This window comes from Gimesia chilikensis (assembly GCF_007744075.1).
GTDB classification, from domain to species: domain Bacteria; phylum Planctomycetota; class Planctomycetia; order Planctomycetales; family Planctomycetaceae; genus Gimesia; species Gimesia chilikensis_A.
On record NZ_CP036266.1, the window covers coordinates 4,180,888 to 4,200,591 of the forward strand.

Genomic DNA, 19,704 nt, shown 5'->3' on the forward strand with positions numbered 1-19,704 from the left:
CATTTAGCACATGTATACACGTATTAATACTCTACCCATATCCAATCACAGGATACATTACTACCCTAACTAGTCCTAAATAACCTATTTTTCATTTTTATTGATACAGTCGATATATGCGCATTCATCCTATTTCAACATGAATTCAGGATACAATCTATCAGATCTGCCAGAGACAATTCGTCCTGATATGCACAAGCGCGTCGGTCTAGTGAACCTGGTGCAGTATGTACGGATCGGGACGACCTGATGGTAAATAAAAAAGCCCCCTGAAATCCGTAGATTTCAGGGGGCGAACGACTATCAACTATTTCATCTTGATAGAGACTTTACTCAGTTGGTCTGAGTATCGTCTCCTTTTGGTTCCGGCAGACGCACCAGTAACCAGGTCTGTGTCTTCTCTTCATTGAAGTGAACGAGCACGTTGGTCTGATCCTGTGTCAGATTATAAACGCCGGTCTCCATGACCAGCCCCGGATTACTGCCATCAGAAAAATGCCAGGAAGCGCGTTGGTTGTCTTTGTCAACCATGCCTTCAACCGGATGCGTCACATCAGAGATGTCGTTGTAGAACGTTCCCGCGATCACGCCTTCCTTGTCCACCGCCAACTGCAGAACCATATTGGTCTCCTCGGAGTCAGCATTCGTAATGGCATAGACTCCCAGCGGCATCCAGTCCGTCTCTTCTGCATTCTGTTGCGAATCCTGAGGAGCGGAATCAGCCAGAGACAATGCCTGCTGATAATATTCGTCCGCAGTGGCAACCGGCTGGTCACCATAATACACGGAGTTGTCCTCGTAATAGATGTTTGATCCATACTCATAATAGGAGGGAGTGTTCCACCAGCCTACGAACCAGGAGGTCATAGCGACAGCGGTTACAGGGCGCCACCAGTATCCGGCCGGGTAACGTCCCCAACCACGCTGATAACGCCAAGCAGGAGTATTCCAGCCGGGACGCTGAGTCCACCAGTCGCGATTGAAGGCGTTCACATGTCTGTTATTCCAGTTATTTCGAACGTTGTTACCCACGCGAACGCGGTTATTGTTGATCTGATTGATCGAAATATCCCGCTTACCGGGACCACGGTTATTGATGGGACGGTCGCCGGGGCGATTTCCGGGACGGTTGCCTGCACCAGGTCGGTTGCCAGCTCCAGGGCGATTTCCATCGCCCGGACGATTCACAACATCAGGACGATTGCCACTACCAGGTCGATTGATGATCTCCGGTCCGTTTCCTCCCCCCGGTCGATTTCCACTGCCCGGACGGTTCACAACATCGGGCCGATTGCCGCTACCTGGGCGATTAATGATTTCAGGTCGATTTCCTCCGCCAGGACGGTTACCACCTCCGTTACCCGGCAGGTTCAAAAAGTCCTGCAACTGTCCCTGGGTGGGACGGTTACTGAAGTCGGGGCGGTTTCCCCCTCCTGGACGATTGCCGAGGTTGGGACGGTTTCCACCACTCGGCCGATTACCTCCTCCGGGGCGGTTCCCCAGATCAGGCCGGTTCCCGCCGCCTGGACGATTCCCCAGATTCGGTCGATTTCCGCCACCACCGCTGGGGCGGTTGCCCAAATTGGGACGGTTACCCCCGCTGGGTCGTGACACATTGGGACGCGAAGGCCGACTCATTGAGGGGCTGGGCCGGGAAATTCCCCCACCTCCGCCCCGGTTAAATCCTCCTCCACCACCACGGGCTCCACCCCCGCCGCGAGCACCGCCTCCTCCTCCACCGCGACCGCCGCGGGAGTAGGCATCGTGCGTCAGTAACGATACAGATAAAAGCGCTACAAAGAATGCAATTTGGGGAGTTCTCATTTTTCCCACCTTATATTAAAGCTGATAATTAGCGATGAATTACGAAACCACTCAGATTACTTGCGGACAATGGTGATTTCGTCGACTCCCGGCAGGAGTTCGCCATCCACCTCGCGTCCCAGAGAACGAAAAGTAAAACTGTTGTCATCGATTTTGGTGATGACGTTAACTCCAGTGGCCTTCTCGCCATTCGCCAGAACCTGCAATGTGCGTACAGTCCAGCGATTCTCAGTTTGGGTCCAGATCCCGACACCAAATCCACCTTCTGAGTCGAATAACCAGGAACGGATGGTCTGTTTATCCGGATCCCAGCCGATGATCTGCGTCCCTTCCAGAGCAACGCGATCCTGGATATGCACCTTGAAAGAACGCGTCATGAAGTTTTTATTTTTGGTCCATTTGCAGACGGTTTCGACGGAACCATCATCGCCTTCATCAACCCAGGTTCCGATCATCCATTCCAGTGATTTCAGCTGTTCGTAGTGTGATTGAGGCACTATGGCCTCTGTTTCTGTTACACTATCCAGCTTCCAGCCAGCGGGCGTTTTCACATGCACGGCCGAGTATTCAGTGACGCTGGGCTCCTGTTCCGGCAGAATGACTTCAGCCACACCGTTCTCAACGGCAACACCTGGTGAGATCAGCCGAATATCGACACTTTCCAGTTCGATTTTAGCGCCAGGCGAATCCTTAAAATACTCTGTGAAACTTTTCTCCAGCGCGGCCTGTCCCTTGATTGTTTCGCCTCCCGGTGGAGTGAATTCCCCTTCGGGTGTCCAGTGGCTGGCAACAGCTTTGGCATCTCCCTTGTCAAAAGCTGTTTTGTAAGAGGAAATCGCAGTGCGAATCAGGCCTTCCTCATCTGGTTTTGCATCGTCCGCATGCAAAAACTGACCCGCTGAACACAGCAGTAAAAGAAGCGGTAGTACTCGACGCATTATTTTTCTCCATAAACGGGGCTTCTCAATCAGAAATTCAGAATGCAAAATTGAATTTCCCGGTCTTACCATGACGATCTCGGGACAAAGCGCCGTGTTGTTTCGCCTGAGAAACTCTGCGATTGCAGACGGTTCAACCACGGAATGAATTCCTGCGGCCCCACAGAAACTCCCATCAGAGAACACTTAGCCTTGCTTTGTCACCTGATTCCATGTTCGCATATTCATTTCGAATCTGCCAGAAGTTCTGATTCTTTCTCTACAGATTTTCATCAAATCGATCTGCAGCCCCCGTAAAGTTTTCAGAGCCTGTATGGCGCAGAGGGAGAATACTCGAAACGCCAGAACTGGCTGCCGGAGCTTGAGATCACACCAGAGAAACTGAGCATCCCCGGGCGGGCAGGAATAATACTGTGAAAACAGCAGTTAGTAACGAGGCGTTTCCCTGAACCGGGCGATTTGTTGCAACGCCTTTTGGATCTCCTGATCATCGGGCGATGTCTTCTGCAGACTCAGGTAACTGGTCTCTGCCTCATCGAGCAGACTGTAGAACAACTGCAGGCGGGCCACCTCTCTCAAGATCTGTGTATCAGAGTCATTGCGATCATGAGCCTGCTGCAATAGTTTGAGTGCCTTGCCCGGAACCCCCTGCTCCTCGTATAGTTTGGCCAGTTTCAGAATCTGACTGGAATCAGGTACCTTAGAGGAATCAGATTCACTGGCCCAGGCAGAGGTAATCATTTTCTCCAGGTCCAGGCGCTGTCGTAGAGCCTGAGCAGCTTCATTGTCCGCATCCTGCACCTGGTTTAATTCCTGAAGCGCCTGTTCCGAATTCCCCTGAATCAGTGCCAGCCGAGCCAGCCAGACGTGACCCTGATCCAATTCAGCGGTTGTAGACTGTTTTGAATCTAGCACTTTGTGCGCAAATTTTTCCGCTTTGTCGAACATGACCAGCTGCCACATGTTGTCAGTCAGTTTCAGATAGCTGCCCGGTTTTTCATGTTGTGATTTCCCCTGATTCTCCTCAGCCGCTTTCCGTCGCTTGAGAGCCAGCTTAATTCCGTCATTCAGGTTGCCCCGGATCAATTTCTGTCCCGGAGTTCGCGTGGCGCGGGCAAATTCTTCCAGCGCCTGGTCGTACTGGCGTTTACCAAGGTATGACCAGCCCAGCATACTCATGAAGCGGGCATCCTGTATCCCGGCCTGTTCGAGATCGCCTATGAATGCGATAATTTGATCATACTCTTCCGCTTTGAGCAGTTGATTGAGATATGTCATACAGACCGATATACGGCGCGGGTTTCGAGCCAGCCGTTTTCGTGCCAGTTCCATAGCCTCATCTTCCCGCCAGTACTGATCCCGGACTGTCCCTTCATAGTTCGGCGTCACTTCAATAACCACGATTCCCTCTTCCTCGTAAACCGGAGTGAAGCGATAAATCAGATCATCATCCAGCAGATATCGGGGAAACATATCATTCGTATGTTTGCCATAAGTGACCAGGTAGCATTGTCCCATGGACTGAATGGCTTTATGCAGCTGTTCGATATTGGACGGTTCGAAATAAAACAGTCTCTGATAACGATGGCTGGCTGTGGAGACTTCTGCCCGCCGTGTTAACACACGCGCATGAGGTGCGGTATTCTGATTCAACCATTCGCCCGCCTTGACGAAGTCGCTGGCAAACATGATGAGGTCCTCGTTAGAAAGTTCCTCTTCACTCTCCGTCTTCATGAGATGATTTGTTGTAATCAGATTGGCATCAACCCAGGTTTGTGAGAACAGCAGAGCAGCGACTCCCGCGACACCTCCCACAGCGAGTGTTTTCAGCAACCCAGCACGATGACTCAGTGAAGACTCTTTGATATAAAACAGGCCTGCAGGAATGAAGACCAGAATCATGGGCAACCAGGGGAGTGAAAAACGTGTCTGCATCCAGGGCCAGACAGAAAGCACTCCCAGCGAAAGACACAAGTAGAGGAAGCAGACTGCACCACCGCGTTTCCAGCAGCGCAGCATGCCTGCCAGCGAGATGACAAGTATCACTACGCTCCCCAGCGAATAGATCAAGGGAGAACCGGGGAGTGCATGATACTCTCCGGAAAGGACTCCACTATATTCAGGCACGGTTCCCGGCAGACCGGGGAAGATTTTCTGACATAATCCGTCGATGTGTACGAGCAGCCGATTCAGCATGCTGATTACTGTGCCGACCACTCCCGCAGTCTTCATTTCCTGGAGCGCGATGGAACTGTAACTCATTGTTTTGAACTGGCTGTTGCGGAACATCCAGAATGCGGTCGTTCCGACCGCGAGTCCCACCGGGATCAGACAGATCCAGCGTTTCCGACTAAAGAGACACCAGAGTCCCACGGCCAGAATCATGGCGACTCCGATGGTTCTGAGAAAGGGAATAAAAACCAGCAATCCGGTCAGACAAACCAGTTTTCCGAGAGACCATTTCTCTTCCTCGGCAGAAAACAGGTAGAGTACTGCCAGCGTGCATGCCATAAAGGGGATCTCGCTCATCACGATTGTGGCATAAACGAGAACATAGGGATTGGTCATCAGGACCAGGCTGACCAGCAGAACCGACCAGCGCAGTGGCGACAATGACTCCGCAGACTCGGGATCTGTACTGGTTATCAGTCGCCAGGCCAGTGTATAGAAGAGCCAGATCATGACGAGGGCGGTACTCAATACCGTCACTTTTGCGGCGATTACATCGTAGGGGGCAATGATTGCAGCAGGCATCAACAGAACCGACATGCCTGGCGGACGCAAAGTGAAGTAAGGCTCCCCTGGTCGATCAAACTGTCGATATTCCTGGAAATCAACAAACCCCCGCGCCATCAGTACATAATCACTACTGTCCGGGTTATAAAAATAGAACTGATTCAGACGTGCCGTGCCTAACACAGCAAAGATGATCAGCAGCAGGATCGGCATTTTCCAAGAACGCGATGTGGGCGACAGATTTTCCTGATTCATTTCACGCAGGTACTTTTTTGAGAGTGGATGACAGTCTTTCCAGTCAGTCTACCAGCCTACTCTACCTATTTTCATACCGGAAAATTGGGTTCTGCTGTATTTTGCGCACTTTCTCTATCCCAGATGTTTACTCCACGGTTGGACGAGGAAAATTGGCACTGCCAAGAGTCATTATTCAAAGCAATTAAAGTCCTGAGAGGTAAGCATTTCCTGTCTAAAATCAGAATGGGACGCGTTACCCGGAAATTTGCTGGTTTCCACTTCCTGTCACCAGTCATTATGCACACATTACCACCACTTCTGTCTCAACGAGTTAGCGGAGGCGCGTGGTTTGTTAAAGAATCTTTACAGTCGCAGCCTGCTCTGTATCTCTTGAAGCGGAATAATCAGACAGCATCAGCACAGCTCATTCATTTCCGGCAGCCACTGATACCAGCCTTCGATATGCCCGCGCATCAGTTTTTCAATCGAGGCTCCATCACCGCTGCGGAGCGTGTCGATCAGTTCCTGATGGCTGTCGATTGTGATTTCCTTGACGCGGCCGGTGATCTGTTCATGACGACGATGTAAAGCGGCGAGCCAGAGTTCCAATGAAGGGCGCAATGAGCGCCAGGTGGCTATCAGCCGGGAACGTCTGCTGGAGGCCACCAGCAGGTCATGAAATTCCATATCCAACAGGCTGATCTCTGCCAGCGTTTTTGTATTCTGCATTGCCTTCATATTCGCTTCGAGTGCAGCATAGTCAGCTGAAGTTGCCTGGGCAGCCGCATGCACAGCGACCATTGGCTCCACTGCGAGACGGAGCAGGTACAGATCTTCGAAGTCAGCGGCGGTCATGGTAGCGACCCGGGTACGCCCGCGTTCATCGAATTCCACGATACCATCCCGCTCCAGGATCAACAGTGCTTCACGGACCGGAGATCGGCTGACTCCGAGTTCAGACGAAAGCACGGGTTCACTAAGCATTGTCCCGGGTTCGTACACGCCTTGGATGATTTCACTGCGCAAGCGGGACTCGACTGCCTGTGTCAGGGTCTGCCGTTTCAGTTTTGGCTGAGCAGCGCCACCTTTCGAAAATTGATCAATACTCATTATTTATTCCTGTCTAGAGACCTGCCAGGCGTTCTGTTGCATCGCCGAACTGATCCAGGTGCAACCCGAAACGGTCCATTAACGACAGATAGAGGCTGCACATTTTTCGATTAGGTTGATCGAGATAATTCAGCACCCGTCCGGTTTCCAGCTTGCCTCCTCCGCGGCCCAGTATTACGACGGGCAGTTTGGTTGCATCATGACTGCCGGTGAGCATACTGCTGCAATACATCAGCATGGTATTATCCAGTGCGGTTCGTTCCCCTTCCTGGATCGCATCCAGCTTGGTTGCAATATAGGCTACCTGCTCGAGAAAGAACTGATTGACCTTGAGCCAGTCATTCGATTCCTGATGTGACAGCAGGTGGTGGATCATGTAATCCACGCCCAGATTGGGAAAGCGTAAAGACGAATGATCGTTGTTCAGTTTCAGGGTACAGAAGCGAGTCGCATCGGTCTGAAACGCCAGTACCAGGATATCGCACATCAGTCGCATATGCTCGGCGATGTCCTGGGGAATGCCATCCGCTGGCCGGGGAACATTCGGTTTATCAAGCGTGGGACGCCAGCCCTGTAATTCCCCTCGCTGCCCTGCCCGATCGATCCGCTGTTCTACTTCACGCACCGAATTAAGATATTCATCCAGCTTCTGTTTATCGCTGCGGCTAATCCCCCGTCGCAAATCACGAGCATCACTCAGGACGGCATCGAGGACACTCTGATCACTCTGACTCGCATCTTTGCGGAACAGTCGATCAAAGGCCAGCGCCGGGTAGACTTCCAGGGGCGTCGGCGTTGTTGGAGAACTCCAGGAGATATGACTGCTGTAAAGCATCGAATAGTTCTTGTGGACTGACGGATTCGACTTTTCGCAGCCCAGGACCAGGCTGGGGACTTTTGTCGTCTGACCGTACTGTTTCGCCAGCATCTGATCGATGCTGATTCCGCTGCGAATGCCGCCCCCTGCTTCGAGCGGCGCCCCCGTGAGAATATTTCCCGTCTGGGAACTGTGAATATTTCCTTTCAGCGCTTCCTCGTTATACAGTCCCTGAATAAACAGCATTTTTTCCCGGTGTGGCAGTAGCGGTTCAAGGACCTTACCCAGTTCCATTGTTTTGCCGCTCCCCTTGGCCCACCAGTGTTCGCGGTGAAAACCATTGCCGGAAAACAGCGCTGCAAACCGAATCGGAGCTTCTCCTTGAACTGCGTTCTTGCCCGCTTCTGCTCCCCAGACCCGCAGCGATTCCAGCCAGGGCAATGCCATGGTTACGCCGAGCCCTCGCAGCATGGTCCGTCGGGTTGTCATAAAAGCGCCCATCTGATAACTCCTTAATATTCAGAATTCGGTATCAGTTCTATTCATCTTTTAGTTTAACAGATTCTATTGAATCAGTCCGCTGTCACGCTGCTGACACTCTGTTGCTCCGCACTGCGAATCATGCGGAACTGCGGACTGAGAACAATGGCCTGAATCGCAGTCGTGATCCGGTAGTCATCCTGTTCGAGTTGAGTCGTCATCTGATCCAGCAGGGGTTCATCAGACAACTGCACCGAGCGTCCCAGGGCATAGCCCAGCAGACGCCGATTAAAGGCCCGCAGGAAATCATCTCGCCGCTCGTTGAGCAGATAATTACGCAGACCGGCGATTCCTGTCACTGCGGTTCCATCGGGTAAAACCGAAGCATCGTCGATCGGATGTCCTTTCGCATCTTGATTCCGCAGACGCCCAATGCCGTCGAATTGTTCCAGAGTGAATCCGAAGCCATCAATGCGCTTGTGACATTTCGCACAGGCAGGATCGGCACTGTGCTGTTCAATCAGTTGTCGCTCGGTCAGGTTTGCAGGAACTTCTTCCGGCAGAACCGGTACGTCTTTGGGAGGACGGGGAAGTTTCTCACCCAGTAGAAATTCCGAAACCCAGTTTCCTCTCAAGATCGGACTCGTTCGTGACGCGCCGGACTGCTTCGAGAGTGTCGCCGCCATCGCGAGGATGCCCCCCCGGGACTGTTGCTGAACTCCCTCTACCCGCTGCCAGTCTGCGCCTGCCACTCCCTGTAGACCATAAAATTCGGCCAGCCGCTGATTCGCCCAGACATAGTCCGCATCCAGGATGGCCAGGAGGGAACGATCCTGCTGTAAAAGATCGGTAAAGAATCGAATCACCTCTTCGTACATATCACTGCGAAGTTCTGTGAACTCCGGGAAATGTCGCTGACTCTTCTCATCAAACTGATCGAAGTTGCGCACGTGTAGCCACTGGCAGCCGAATTCAATCGCCATGCGTCTGATTCGGGGGTCTTGAAGCATTCGCGTTACCTGCTGCTTCAGAACGGCTGGATCACGAAGCTTGTCTTGAGCCGCCAGTTCACGGAGTTCCTGATCAGGCAGCGACGACCAGAGAAAATAACTCAAACGGGAGGCAAGCTCATGATCAGAGACGGGGGCGGGTTGGCTTCCAGAGGGAGCGGCTTCCGTCCGGTAGAGGAAGACTGGAGAGACCAGCACTCGCGCCAGCAGCATCTGGATCGCTTCGGTGTGAGACAGCTTCTGCAGCCGGAGTTGTGTATAGAGCGTTTTCAATTCGGTCTGTTCTGCTGAGCTGAGAGGACGCCGCCAGGCGCGGTCTGCAAATTTCAGGACCGCTTTAATATGCAGGGGCTCAGTTGTCTGAAGTCGGGTGCGGAATACTTCTGCCTGTAGCATGATGCCCTCCCGCATGGGAGTAAAGGCACTTGGATCGGCGTCCTGCGTCGCGAACTGCCAGAGCTGCTCGTAGGCATCCACCTGTCGCAAGGGTGAGCGACTGATATAATGCAGTTCGTCCCACAGTCGATTCAGTTCTGCAGTCTGATCTGGATTCAGCATCAGCCGCTGCAGATGTTCGTCTTCCCGATAGTAAAGCGTCAGAGTGACGACTTCATCAACGGGAACAATGCGCGTGTAACACAAGGCGGCAGGAAACAGATTGCGGAACTCAGCGAACTGTGCCAGGACACGTTCTTTGACCTGACTGTTTTCACTGACCAGTACCGGCGAAATCGGGATCACTGGCTTTTCACTATCGGACCAGGTCGATTTCTTCCCCCCACTCCGAAATGCGCCGGCGTGTAGCTCAGTCAGCGACTCTGGTTTTTCCGTGGAATCTTTAAGTTGTACGGTCCCCTGTTGACTGGTGTCGGCATGTAACTTTCCAGTGGCTGCGAATTCAGCTCCTACAACCAGTTCGGATGGTAAGCGGACTTCAACCACAGCAGGTGCCTGCACACAGAGTGTAGACGGATCTACGGACGTGCCTGCCGGATGTTTGCCAAACAGTTGTGGGTCCAGACCATAGGCTTGTTCCTCAGTCAGTTCTGTGACCGGTTGCCGATCAGGCCGATATTGTTGTCTGAGTGCTTCAAAAGCGGGGCTGCGCAGTGATGTTAGCTGCTGATACAGTTTTCGATCCGGAGCGTTTTCGGGGAGTTGGTCTGGCCCAGCTGTGAGTAGACGCTGTAATTCTGCTGCCAGCTGCTTGCGTGTTTCAACGTCAGCTTCGGTCTGCCAGCGGGCCAGTATCGAGCCTGAAGGAACAGCAATGCGAGAGACAGACTGATCCGGCTCACTGAAGAAGTGCCAGACATTGGGATTGCCCTGCTGATCCGCGTGCGGGTTACCAGCCAGAATATCGGATGAAATCTCACGAGCCAGATTCCATGCTGATGCTCCTGCTGTCCCAGGAGTGATTGTCAGATCAACGTCTGTCAGGTCGCAGGAGTGATTTCCGTCCCGCGGACCGATGCCAAGCAGCAGCATATCGCCGGTTCGTACCTTAAGCGGTTCTTTGATCTCCACGGGAGACGTTTCCCGGGTGGTGGCGTTCCCAGAAGCCAGCATCTGTCTCGTATTGCCGCGCCACAATTCCAGTCGCCAGTCGACTCCATTTCCACAACCGATATGTGCCCGCCTGACAGCACCTTTGACATTGACCGTGCCGGTCATGGGACTTTTCCAGCCAATGATCACCCGCCGCTGGGGTGTGGGATGTACGGCGACATGGTGTGGCAGCATTTCGCCGGGAATTCGCACACCCTGATCGGATGCATTCGCCACAACACTCAAGGCTTGCTCGCCTACCCAGCCTTTGACGAAGTCATAGTTCTGAATTTGCTCAGTCTGCCTGGTAATGTATCCCTCGATAGTCGGCTGTCCGCCATCCAGGCCCAGGCAGGCAAGCCAGGCATGCAGAATTACGGGTTCGATGTCGTGCTTCTGTGCCAGTTTTTCCAGATTGACCGCTGCTGTTGCCGTTTCTACTTCCAGCGCTGCATTCAGACAGGCTGCCGTATGATCCAGCAGACGCTCCCGGTAAGCGGTCAGATACGCGAGATACTGACGGACTTCTTTCAAGGGTAATTCCGGCTGTCCGGGAATGATCAAACGCGGATTCTGCCAGAGCGCGAAGTCTCCCTGATTTCCATCGCCGGCTGTACTGGTTGCCAGATAGAGTGTAACCGACTCTCCGGCTTTCACCTCGGGTAACTTCAAACGCAGTTCCTGTTGCGTGGTGACTGGTTGCACCGGAACCTGCCAGGCCTCGGGGCCGCCCCGTTTGCCGATGTGCCCGACTGTCGTGAACCGCCAGAGTGCTGACTGCCACTGTTGAATCAGCTCTACCAGTTGAGGGGCATCCGTCGGTTCCGCACGATTCCAGAAGACACGGATCTGGTCAAGTACTACGGAGGGAGTTTTATCAGTCAAGGACTGCCAGAGCAGGGTCAGATATTTCTCGTTCAATTCGTATTTACGTGCGACGGACGCCAGGCTTTTCTGCCCCGACTGGAGCGCCTCTTTTTCTTTGAGTGTAGCCTGCAGATATTCTTCGAGGGGAAGTCGTCCTCCGCCATTGGTTTCGAACTGGATCCCCTGCAGGTTGACCGCGGTCGCACCTTTGCTTTCTGTATAACGTGCATAGAATTCGCGAATCGCAGCCAGTTTTTCGTTCGTCCAGTCCCTGCGGGTGGTATTCGAAGAGAACTCGATACCATCCGGCAGCAGGACTGCATGACTGGATATTTTCTTAGCGGCAGCGAAGTATTTCTGGATCAAAGCAGGAGACATCACCAGCGAATTTCCCACGTTTGTGAAACCTTCGCCGGCAGCACTGTCGACGGGAAACTCCTGCGCCGGTTCCAGAGGGACTCCGGTCAGGTCCTGGATCGTATACGTGTACTCGGCGTTATTCAGCCTGCGTAAGACAACGGGTCCGGGATCTCCCGCATTTGCCCGGGCTTCCGCATCGAGAACTGCCTGCACCCACTTTTGCAAGGATGCGAGTTCCGCCTGCGTCGGTTGCGGCTTTGCATCCTCGGGAGGCATCTCCCCATCACGGAGCATCTCCACAACCCGTTGCCAGGGAGTCACATTCCGGCGGAGATCAGACACACTGCGGAACTGTTCCAGATCGAGTTCGCCCTGTTTCTCGGCTGTATTGTGACAGTTCAAACAGTACTTTTTGAGCACAGCCTGCTGCTGTTTCGCGAAAGTTGCCTGCAGGGGAGCAAATGGGTCTGGAGTCTGTGCTGAGAGAGTCTGGCTACAGGCACAAGCCCACACACAGATGAGTAGAAAACAGCAACCAGCGTGATATCCAGATCCCGAACGCATACGACACTCCCTGGCGTTTTACGAAAGCAAACCTCGATCGGGGAATGTGTTCCCCCCGACATGAAAACCTTCAGCTGGATTACAGAGTGTCGACTGTCGACAGGTTTGTCAAGGCCTGAAAAAGCCGACTCAGAAACAAAAGTGTTATTATGAACACACTGGTTTCAGGTCGGCACTTAATTTACTTACTTTTCAAGTCGAAATCGATCTGATTTGGTGCGGTTTTAGAGACTGTGACCTGCATAGTTGTCTGCTCGTTGTACCGGGCGGGTAAGGTTTCGGGACCGGCGACCTCGGCTCCTCCATCGGGCTTGCTGATGCGGACAAGATGCTCGCCGGGGATGGCGCCGCTCGTGTTGTTGTCATACCGCAGGGTATATTTTCCTTCTGTATCCGTAGCGGCGGATGAGGCACGCGACTGACTCTTGTCAGCAGTTGACTGAGGAAAGAAATCGATGATGGCATCGGACAGTGGTTTTCCATCCAGGGTCACCGTTCCTGTTACTTCTGCCAGTTCGGGTTTCTGAGCGGAATTGCCGGAACATCCTGCATTCAAGATCAGCAGCAATCCGCAGACCAGTGGAACTATCTGAACTCGTAGCGCGTTGGTAAACATGGTTCTCTCTTATGCAAAGGGGTAAACGCCGGAAGCATCAGCCAGTTGACTGATGCTTCCGACTGTGAATGATTTCAGAATCGCGTACACTGACTACCGTTTAGAATTCCGGCATGACCTCGCCCCCTTTGATGGAGACGAGTGCCTGAATCACGGTAATTCGATCCACATTCTCACTCAGGAAACGCACACTGCCATCGTTCATCAGCATGTGACATCCCCCGACATGGTGACTGCCGGCTCCCCAGGCATACGGTTTATCGTAGCCGGGATGGTTCTTATTGATCCCATAGGAATAAGGCAGAATCACATTGGTGTGCCGATAGGAATTCCAGAAAGGACCGTAGGAGGAACTGGTCAGCAACAGTGGTGACTCAATGAGCACCATGGTGTTACTCGTCCCATCCTTGATGTCACCGATTCTGGCTGAGCCGTTGAAGCCGAGCGTCCCTTTTAACCGGTTCGAATCAGTTCCATATGTGGTAACGAGACTGTACTCAGTCGTGTATCCGGCACGGCCGTAGCTGGTTTTCTGATAGCTGCCGTAGCTGGTTTGATCCGGATCGGACGGACAAAGAAAGACCGGGTAATTATTCGGAGCGACAGTTAACTGTCCCGAACCGGCAAACGTGGGTCCGACAGAACCACAATAGCTGCCATCAGAGCGTGCTACATGATCCGATGAGGAAAGCGAGAAGTTGTATTTATTGTACAACGGCGCCAGGTCGAGATAGGGTAACAGCAACTGGTAGAACGTGTGGTTCAACAGTTTGGGAGACGTTCCAGCAGACAAACCCAGCACCCGCTCACAGTAGCAGCTGCCCGGGGCAATTGCAGCGGGAGGAAAGACACTGTGGGCGTCATGATAGTTGTGTAACGCCAGTCCCATCTGCTTGAGATTGTTTTTGCAGGAACTGCGGCGGGCTGCTTCCCGTGCCTGCTGGACTGCAGGCAGCAACAATGCGATGAGGATTGCGATAATGGCAATCACGACCAGCAACTCAATCAGCGTAAAACCGCGCGTTCTGAGTCGATTCTGTTTTGATAAATCCATCGTTTAACACTTTCCATAAAAATAAATAAATGCATAAAGGAAGAGGAAATTCTGCAGGACCGACTTGTGGAAAATAAATCTCAAATCAGTACAGCTGATCCTGACACTCCTCTTCCGAAGAACATCTCTTATGGAAAATGCAAAAATGACGCCAATTCTCGATGAAATTTTGAACGATGGGATCACCGGCCGCTGAAATGCCTGAAATATTGAGGATTCGAGCAGTGTACAGGGAAAACGCCGCTGACGCCCCGAGCATAGTTCACCCCACTATCAGACCATCAGAACAGCAATCTGCACAAAATTCAGGCATTACAGAACGGAAGAAAGGGCGCGTAAGATCGCGGTTTTGAAGTCTCAATATCGCTTGATTTGGAGATGTCAGGGAGTTCCCTCGGGTTTAGCTTTGATCAGAGAGAGGTAAGGCTGCGCTTCCGGCCAGCTGCGAACTTCGTCCAGTTTGTCAGCCGGAACTTCGATCGATTCAAAAAAGCGGATCGAAAGCTGATCGTCAAATTTCCCTTCCAGGTAACCGAAGGGAATCTCTTCCGCTTTCATCTCTGTCGATGCCTCTTTGACGCGCGGCGGGATAAACAGGCTCCAGAACTTCTGCGGATCTTTTTCGGTCAACATCTGCGCAAACCGTTCCCGGACCTTCTGACTGGCGGGAGAATCATCCAGGTTCCGCTGGACGAGTATCGCCTGATAAGCGAGAGCCCGGTTCCAATACTGCTCGGTCACGACATAGTTGGCAAAATGCAGACGGTCATCAAATCCCAGACTTAAAGGATTCCAGGGCGACGTGGGCAGCTTGTCTCCGGCAGCGAGCAGGTCTTGCATTTTACGGGCGTCTTTGTGGCGGATGGAGTACATGAAATGCATCCCACTGAAGGGAGTTGCCCAGCCATTCTCCCGTACAGAATCCTTGAGTCGGATAATCACATCCCCATAGCGGGGAGAACCATGGGGTGGCCCGATACTGGCGAAAACCGCATCAAAGGCGCCATACAGAAGATTCTCAACGGCTGGTGTCGTGTGTGATAAACGATTGTGTTCCCGCTGCTGCTCCACGCGCAGGGAAACCAGTGCCTTCTGTTTTAAAATGTCCCGCAGATTCTCAAAATGGAGCCGGTTAACAATGGGTGCCGGCTTAGATTCGATCACCTGCAGCAGCTTCTGTTCCTGAGGTGTAAGCGGCGCGAGAAAGAGTTCAAACTCGGCCATCGTGCAGCGGGAGGTGATCTGCAGCCATTGCTTGAGCCTGGCATCAGTCAAGGGGCGCTGAAAGGGGAGCGCATGAATGGCCTGCCGCCGTGCAGCGGCCAGGGGCGCTCCCGCTTTCTGCAAATCTGCTTTAGACTTCTGTTTGATTACCTGCTGTGCCTGCAGAGTGGAACAACAGGTGACCAGCAGACCAAGACTCAACAGAATTCGTAGGCTCATATTATTGACTCAATTTGATCAGGAAAATGTCATTGCTGCCCCGACTGGTCAGTTCGTGTTTCTGATAGCGGGTCGCTGGTGAAAACGCACCGGAGACGTAGCAGTTATCGTTTTTGTCGACTGCGATCGCATAGCTCAAATCGCTTTTCTCGCCTCCCAGAATTTCCAGCCAGTCCAGATTTCCATTGGGGGCAAAGCGGGCAATGTACAGATCACGGCCGCCGAGTTTCTTGAAATGCTGCCCCTGGAAGTGGACTTCATCGCTGAATTCACCGGTCGCGTAACAGTTGTCGTGCTGATCGACGGCAATTCCCAGTCCGTAGTCGATTTTTTCTCCGCCTCCGGTACAGGCCCACGCAGTCGTTCCGTCTGCATTGATGCGGGCGACGAAAATATCGTGCGTGCCCCTGCTCTTCATGACGGTGTCACCAAAGCGGGCTTCATTCTTGAACATCCCGGTAATGTAGCAGTTTCCGCGACTGTCCACCGCCACGCCGGTGCTCAGTCCGTTCGCCTGTCCCCCGGAATTCACTGACCAGACCAGCTTGCCATTGGGAGAGAGTTTGGCCAGGAAGATGTCCTGTACCGCAGTATCTGTCCCTACCTGCTCTCCCGCCAGTTCAACCTGTCCGGTAATGTAGCCACAGACATAGCAGTTGCCGACCCGGTCTACGCCGATCTGATGGCCGCTCTGACCGCGACCATTTCCAGCCAACTGTGCCCAGAGCAGATTTCCGTTATTGTCATATTTTGCAACGAACAGGGAACGGCCTTTTTTGTTCGGAGCAGTGACATCACCGATTTTGACATCACCAGCGAATGAACCGGCGACACAGCAGTCACCAGCGGGAGTCACTGCGATTCCATGTCCGTAATCATAGCCCGCGCCGCCTTCACTCTGCGCCCAGACAAGTTTTCCGTCCGGATCATATTTGGCAATGAAATAATCATAGTCTCCTCGGTTATAGAGGACCTGATCGCCAATCTGAAATTCCGGGCTCTGGAAATGACCGGTCACAAATGCATTGCCAGCCTTGTCGACTGCTACGGCGTAACCGCGATCAATCAGGGTGCCCCCGGCGGTCTGGATCCAGAGCAGTTTCCCTTCCGGGCTGTATTTGGCGAGCACGAAATCCATGCTTCCCTTGCTGGTGACTTTCTGATCGCCGAACTCGGCGGTTTCAGTAAATTCTCCGGTCACATAACAGTTCCCGGCTGCGTCGACGGTGATCCCGCGGATCTTGTCGTGTTTGAGACCTCCAGCCTGCTGAACCCATTCCACATTCCGGGCTGACTGCTTCTCGTTCTTCCCGGCCGGCTGCCCCGCCTGTAGAGCGCTAGAGAAAAGAAGAGCAGTCAGCGTGACTGCCAAACTGGCGACATGCATATTCATACGACGGGCTGTCCGGTTCATAACAGAGTTAATCCTGAAACATTTTCTAAAAGGTTGTTAAACGTATTCTAATCGACGCAACCGTGTTAACACAGCTCCGATCAACGTCTCATTCTGATTTTGTAAACTGATCGATCACATTCCGCGTGACTCGAGAAATATCGTTGTCGACGAGCATCGAGGTAATCCAGCAGATCGAACCGACAGAGAAGACTTCCCCTCCCGAGTCGGTCTGATAATGAATCATGTCGGCTCCCCCGTTATCCGGGTTGGTTCCCTGCGCAATGAGGTGTACTTGTGGCGGCGAACTGGGAGAGATTTTATCGGTTTCATGTCCCGAAGCGCCGCCGGGTATGCGCATATGCTGACTCTCTGTGCCAAACAAGTCTTCGGCCTTGAGCCCCGTGCCTGCCAGGGACCAGTGATCGGCGTCTATGACTTTGTAGGGCGCCCCAGTCATGATCCCGGCAAAAGAGAAGACGACCCCCAGCAGGTTCGCTTCCGATTCCTGTCTCGCGTGATAACGGCTTTCATAGGTCGACTCCGATTCGGGAATGGGAGGATCCATGGCGACGCCGCACCAGCTTGTGCAGTCGGAATTGTGATAGACAATGCGTTCGTCATCCAGGAACTCCACTTCGCAGTTCAGACCGTTCCCTCCCAGGTAAATCAGACGACCGCCGGACTCGAACACCCAGGACTTCAAACGGTCGTACATCTGCTTCGACCAGTACTCAGGGTGTGAGCTCAGGATAAGGACTTTGTACTGGTCCAGGGGCAGCGTTCCCAGGTGGAACTGTGTTTCACTGTAATAGTCGTAAGGCAGTTCCTGTTCTTCCATCCAGCCCAGAAGACGCCATTCGGAGTGCAGCATGCCGCACCCCATGCGGCTGTAAATGGGGTCCCGCAGCTGCTCATCCAGATCGATGTGCAGGTAGGGTTGCGGTCGTTCCAGCGACAGAGGAGGATATTCTTCGACACAATAGACGCCAAACGAAGGCTTCAGGTAACGTCTCAATTCCTGTCGACTGTTCACGGTGGGAGTTTCCGGCAGTCCGTCCGGATTCAGATAGTTGCTGCGCCCCCCGAAGTTGTTATAAGCATTCCAGGTCAGATCACTGGCCAGAATCGCGATGTCAGACTGCGGCGTTTCCGGGGCCACCACCCAGGGAAACGTAAAATGATCCCCTGACTGATTACGGATATGAAACATATACAGGCCGGATTTTTCCGGTGACGTGACCGACTGGCGCTGCACGGCTCCGCGATAGCCGATGTCGTTCCAGTTGACACCGGTTTGTGAGTAATCCCCGTCGGGGGTGACCTGCAGGTTGGCCAGAGGCGCATGATCGTCAAAGGTGCCAATGCGGCGGATGTATTCTTTTTCTTTCCCATAGCGCCAGAGCTCGACCTGATACTCGGAGGTCGAATGCACACGGAACTCGGAGGCTTCCCCGGCAGTCACACAGCGGGGCCAGGCAAAGCCATACAGTTTTTTCGAGAGCAGGCGAAACTGGTAGACCTGTCCCGCCTGAACCTGCATCTGCACGCGCTTCGGACAATGATCAGTGTGCTGGAGGATCACTGTGTACTCCCCCTCTTGCAAATCGGCGATCACGGCGCCGGAAGCGGTAGAACGCGTGCTGAAAAACTGACCGTCGGACTGAAATTCTACCGCGACATCAAACAACGCGCTGTAATTTTCGTCGCTGACATATCCAATGAGCATGAATCCGGTTCCGTCACATAAAAGGAAAACAGTCGTCTGAGTCGCTTCTGATCACGTTGAGACTGGGTCAGGTTCAGGAAGGATGAGTCACATACTTTTTCGGGACTTTGACCGCCAGTCCGCCTCCCTCATAGTATCCCAAGGAAATTTCTCCCACGTGTGTCAACAGGTCATAGGCCCGCCAGCGATTCCAGCCATGCTCTGATTCCATCCAGAGAATCAATTGCGCGAACGCTTCAGCCGTCGCACGTTCCATGGGGGTCCCGCTGGCAACGGTAATCAGTTCATCGGGCGTTTCAATACGGGGACCGGCGATTGTTTTGCCTTTGATGAGTTCAATCGTCAGTGTCGTGTGAGCGGCCATCTCCAGTCCTGTTGCAGAGAGTTCCCCCTGCCCCATCGCAGCATGAGCGTCGCCCAGGTACAGATATGCGCCCTCAACAAAGACCGGCAAGAAGAGTGTGTTGCCTTCCGTGACTTCGCGAATATCCATGTTCCCGCCATGCGGACCAGCGGGCATTGTACTGGGCATGCCATAAGCGGGAGTTGTGCCGATACACCCCAGCATGGGCTGATAAGGGATCGCGATGTCATCACTCCAGTAAACCAGCCCGTCGCGAATTGGGCAGACATGCGCGCCATCCGGGACATCAGTTCCAAGCCACTGACAGAGCTGCTTGGGATTACCGGTGTAGGTCGCACATTGACCGTCGCGCGATTCGATCTTCTCGATGCGGATCGCGAGGGTATCTCCGGGTTCGGCCTGCTCCACATAAATGGGGCCGGTTACCGGATTGCTATAGGGGACCTTGCTTTTATCACGGCAGTCTCCAGGCTTTCGTATCTGGCCAGAGAGCGCGTCTTCGGTTTCGACACGAATCGTCTCGCCGCTGCTGATTCGGAGTCGCGGTTCCCGTTCGCGGCTGAATTCATAATTCAGATTCCCCAGTGACAGTTCCTGCATATCATTCATCCTGG

At 53.2% G+C, this 19,704-nt stretch carries 12 protein-coding genes; all 12 read right to left on the reverse strand.

The features are described 5' to 3' along the window. Window positions 1-333 precede the first annotated feature (333 nt). Window positions 334-1,824 (reverse strand): hypothetical protein, encoded by a 1,491-nt coding sequence (locus HG66A1_RS15775; protein ID WP_197993493.1) that lies wholly within the window; start codon window positions 1,822-1,824, stop codon window positions 334-336. Window positions 1,825-1,880: 56 nt separating this feature from the next. After that, entirely contained in the window at window positions 1,881-2,762 is an 882-nt protein-coding gene (locus tag HG66A1_RS15785) for a YybH family protein (RefSeq protein WP_187782050.1), read from the reverse strand. A gap of 426 nt (window positions 2,763-3,188) precedes the next feature. Beyond that, window positions 3,189-5,753, reverse strand: coding sequence for a hypothetical protein (locus HG66A1_RS15790; RefSeq protein ID WP_145185816.1), 2,565 nt, complete (start codon window positions 5,751-5,753; stop codon window positions 3,189-3,191). A 396-nt stretch (window positions 5,754-6,149) separates the two neighbouring features. Next, complete coding sequence (locus tag HG66A1_RS15795) at window positions 6,150-6,845, reverse strand: GntR family transcriptional regulator (protein ID WP_145185819.1); 696 nt, start codon at window positions 6,843-6,845, stop codon at window positions 6,150-6,152. 13 nt (window positions 6,846-6,858) lie between these two features. Next, window positions 6,859-8,163 (reverse strand): DUF1552 domain-containing protein, encoded by a 1,305-nt coding sequence (locus HG66A1_RS15800; protein WP_232106583.1) that lies wholly within the window; start codon window positions 8,161-8,163, stop codon window positions 6,859-6,861. 71 nt (window positions 8,164-8,234) lie between these two features. Then, window positions 8,235-12,491 (reverse strand): DUF1592 domain-containing protein, encoded by a 4,257-nt coding sequence (locus HG66A1_RS15805; protein WP_145185822.1) that lies wholly within the window; start codon window positions 12,489-12,491, stop codon window positions 8,235-8,237. Between the two features lie 181 nt (window positions 12,492-12,672). Beyond that, window positions 12,673-13,107 carry a carboxypeptidase-like regulatory domain-containing protein gene (locus HG66A1_RS15810; RefSeq protein ID WP_145185825.1) on the reverse strand — a complete coding sequence of 145 codons (435 nt, stop codon included), beginning with the start codon at window positions 13,105-13,107 and terminating at the stop codon, window positions 12,673-12,675. A gap of 100 nt (window positions 13,108-13,207) precedes the next feature. Beyond that, window positions 13,208-14,161 carry a DUF1559 domain-containing protein gene (locus HG66A1_RS15815; protein WP_145185828.1) on the reverse strand — a complete coding sequence of 318 codons (954 nt, stop codon included), beginning with the start codon at window positions 14,159-14,161 and terminating at the stop codon, window positions 13,208-13,210. 381 nt (window positions 14,162-14,542) lie between these two features. Next, window positions 14,543-15,604 (reverse strand): hypothetical protein, encoded by a 1,062-nt coding sequence (locus tag HG66A1_RS15820; RefSeq protein ID WP_145185830.1) that lies wholly within the window; start codon window positions 15,602-15,604, stop codon window positions 14,543-14,545. 1 nt (window position 15,605) lies between these two features. After that, entirely contained in the window at window positions 15,606-17,018 is a 1,413-nt protein-coding gene (locus HG66A1_RS15825) for an SBBP repeat-containing protein (RefSeq protein ID WP_145185833.1), read from the reverse strand. Window positions 17,019-17,106: 88 nt separating this feature from the next. Then, entirely contained in the window at window positions 17,107-18,726 is a 1,620-nt protein-coding gene (locus HG66A1_RS15830; RefSeq protein WP_145185836.1) for a N,N-dimethylformamidase beta subunit family domain-containing protein, read from the reverse strand. 73 nt (window positions 18,727-18,799) lie between these two features. Then, window positions 18,800-19,690: an acetamidase/formamidase family protein gene (locus HG66A1_RS15835; RefSeq protein ID WP_145185840.1), complete on the reverse strand. Its 891-nt coding sequence runs from the start codon at window positions 19,688-19,690 to the stop codon at window positions 18,800-18,802. Between the last annotated feature and the right edge of the window lie 14 nt (window positions 19,691-19,704).

Coding starts and splice junctions, on each gene's coding strand:
- HG66A1_RS15835 (WP_145185840.1), bottom strand. CDS start 19,690: ATGCAGGAACTGTCACTGGGGAATCTGAATTATGAATTCAGCCGCGAA.
- HG66A1_RS15795 (WP_145185819.1), bottom strand. CDS start 6,845: ATGAGTATTGATCAATTTTCGAAAGGTGGCGCTGCTCAGCCAAAACTG.
- HG66A1_RS15815 (WP_145185828.1), bottom strand. CDS start 14,161: ATGGATTTATCAAAACAGAATCGACTCAGAACGCGCGGTTTTACGCTG.
- HG66A1_RS15810 (WP_145185825.1), bottom strand. CDS start 13,107: ATGTTTACCAACGCGCTACGAGTTCAGATAGTTCCACTGGTCTGCGGA.
- HG66A1_RS15820 (WP_145185830.1), bottom strand. CDS start 15,604: ATGAGCCTACGAATTCTGTTGAGTCTTGGTCTGCTGGTCACCTGTTGT.
- HG66A1_RS15825 (WP_145185833.1), bottom strand. CDS start 17,018: ATGAACCGGACAGCCCGTCGTATGAATATGCATGTCGCCAGTTTGGCA.
- HG66A1_RS15790 (WP_145185816.1), bottom strand. CDS start 5,753: ATGAATCAGGAAAATCTGTCGCCCACATCGCGTTCTTGGAAAATGCCG.
- HG66A1_RS15800 (WP_232106583.1), bottom strand. CDS start 8,163: ATGGGCGCTTTTATGACAACCCGACGGACCATGCTGCGAGGGCTCGGC.
- HG66A1_RS15830 (WP_145185836.1), bottom strand. CDS start 18,726: ATGCTCATTGGATATGTCAGCGACGAAAATTACAGCGCGTTGTTTGAT.
- HG66A1_RS15785 (WP_187782050.1), bottom strand. CDS start 2,762: ATGCGTCGAGTACTACCGCTTCTTTTACTGCTGTGTTCAGCGGGTCAG.
- HG66A1_RS15775 (WP_197993493.1), bottom strand. CDS start 1,824: ATGAGAACTCCCCAAATTGCATTCTTTGTAGCGCTTTTATCTGTATCG.
- HG66A1_RS15805 (WP_145185822.1), bottom strand. CDS start 12,491: ATGCGTTCGGGATCTGGATATCACGCTGGTTGCTGTTTTCTACTCATC.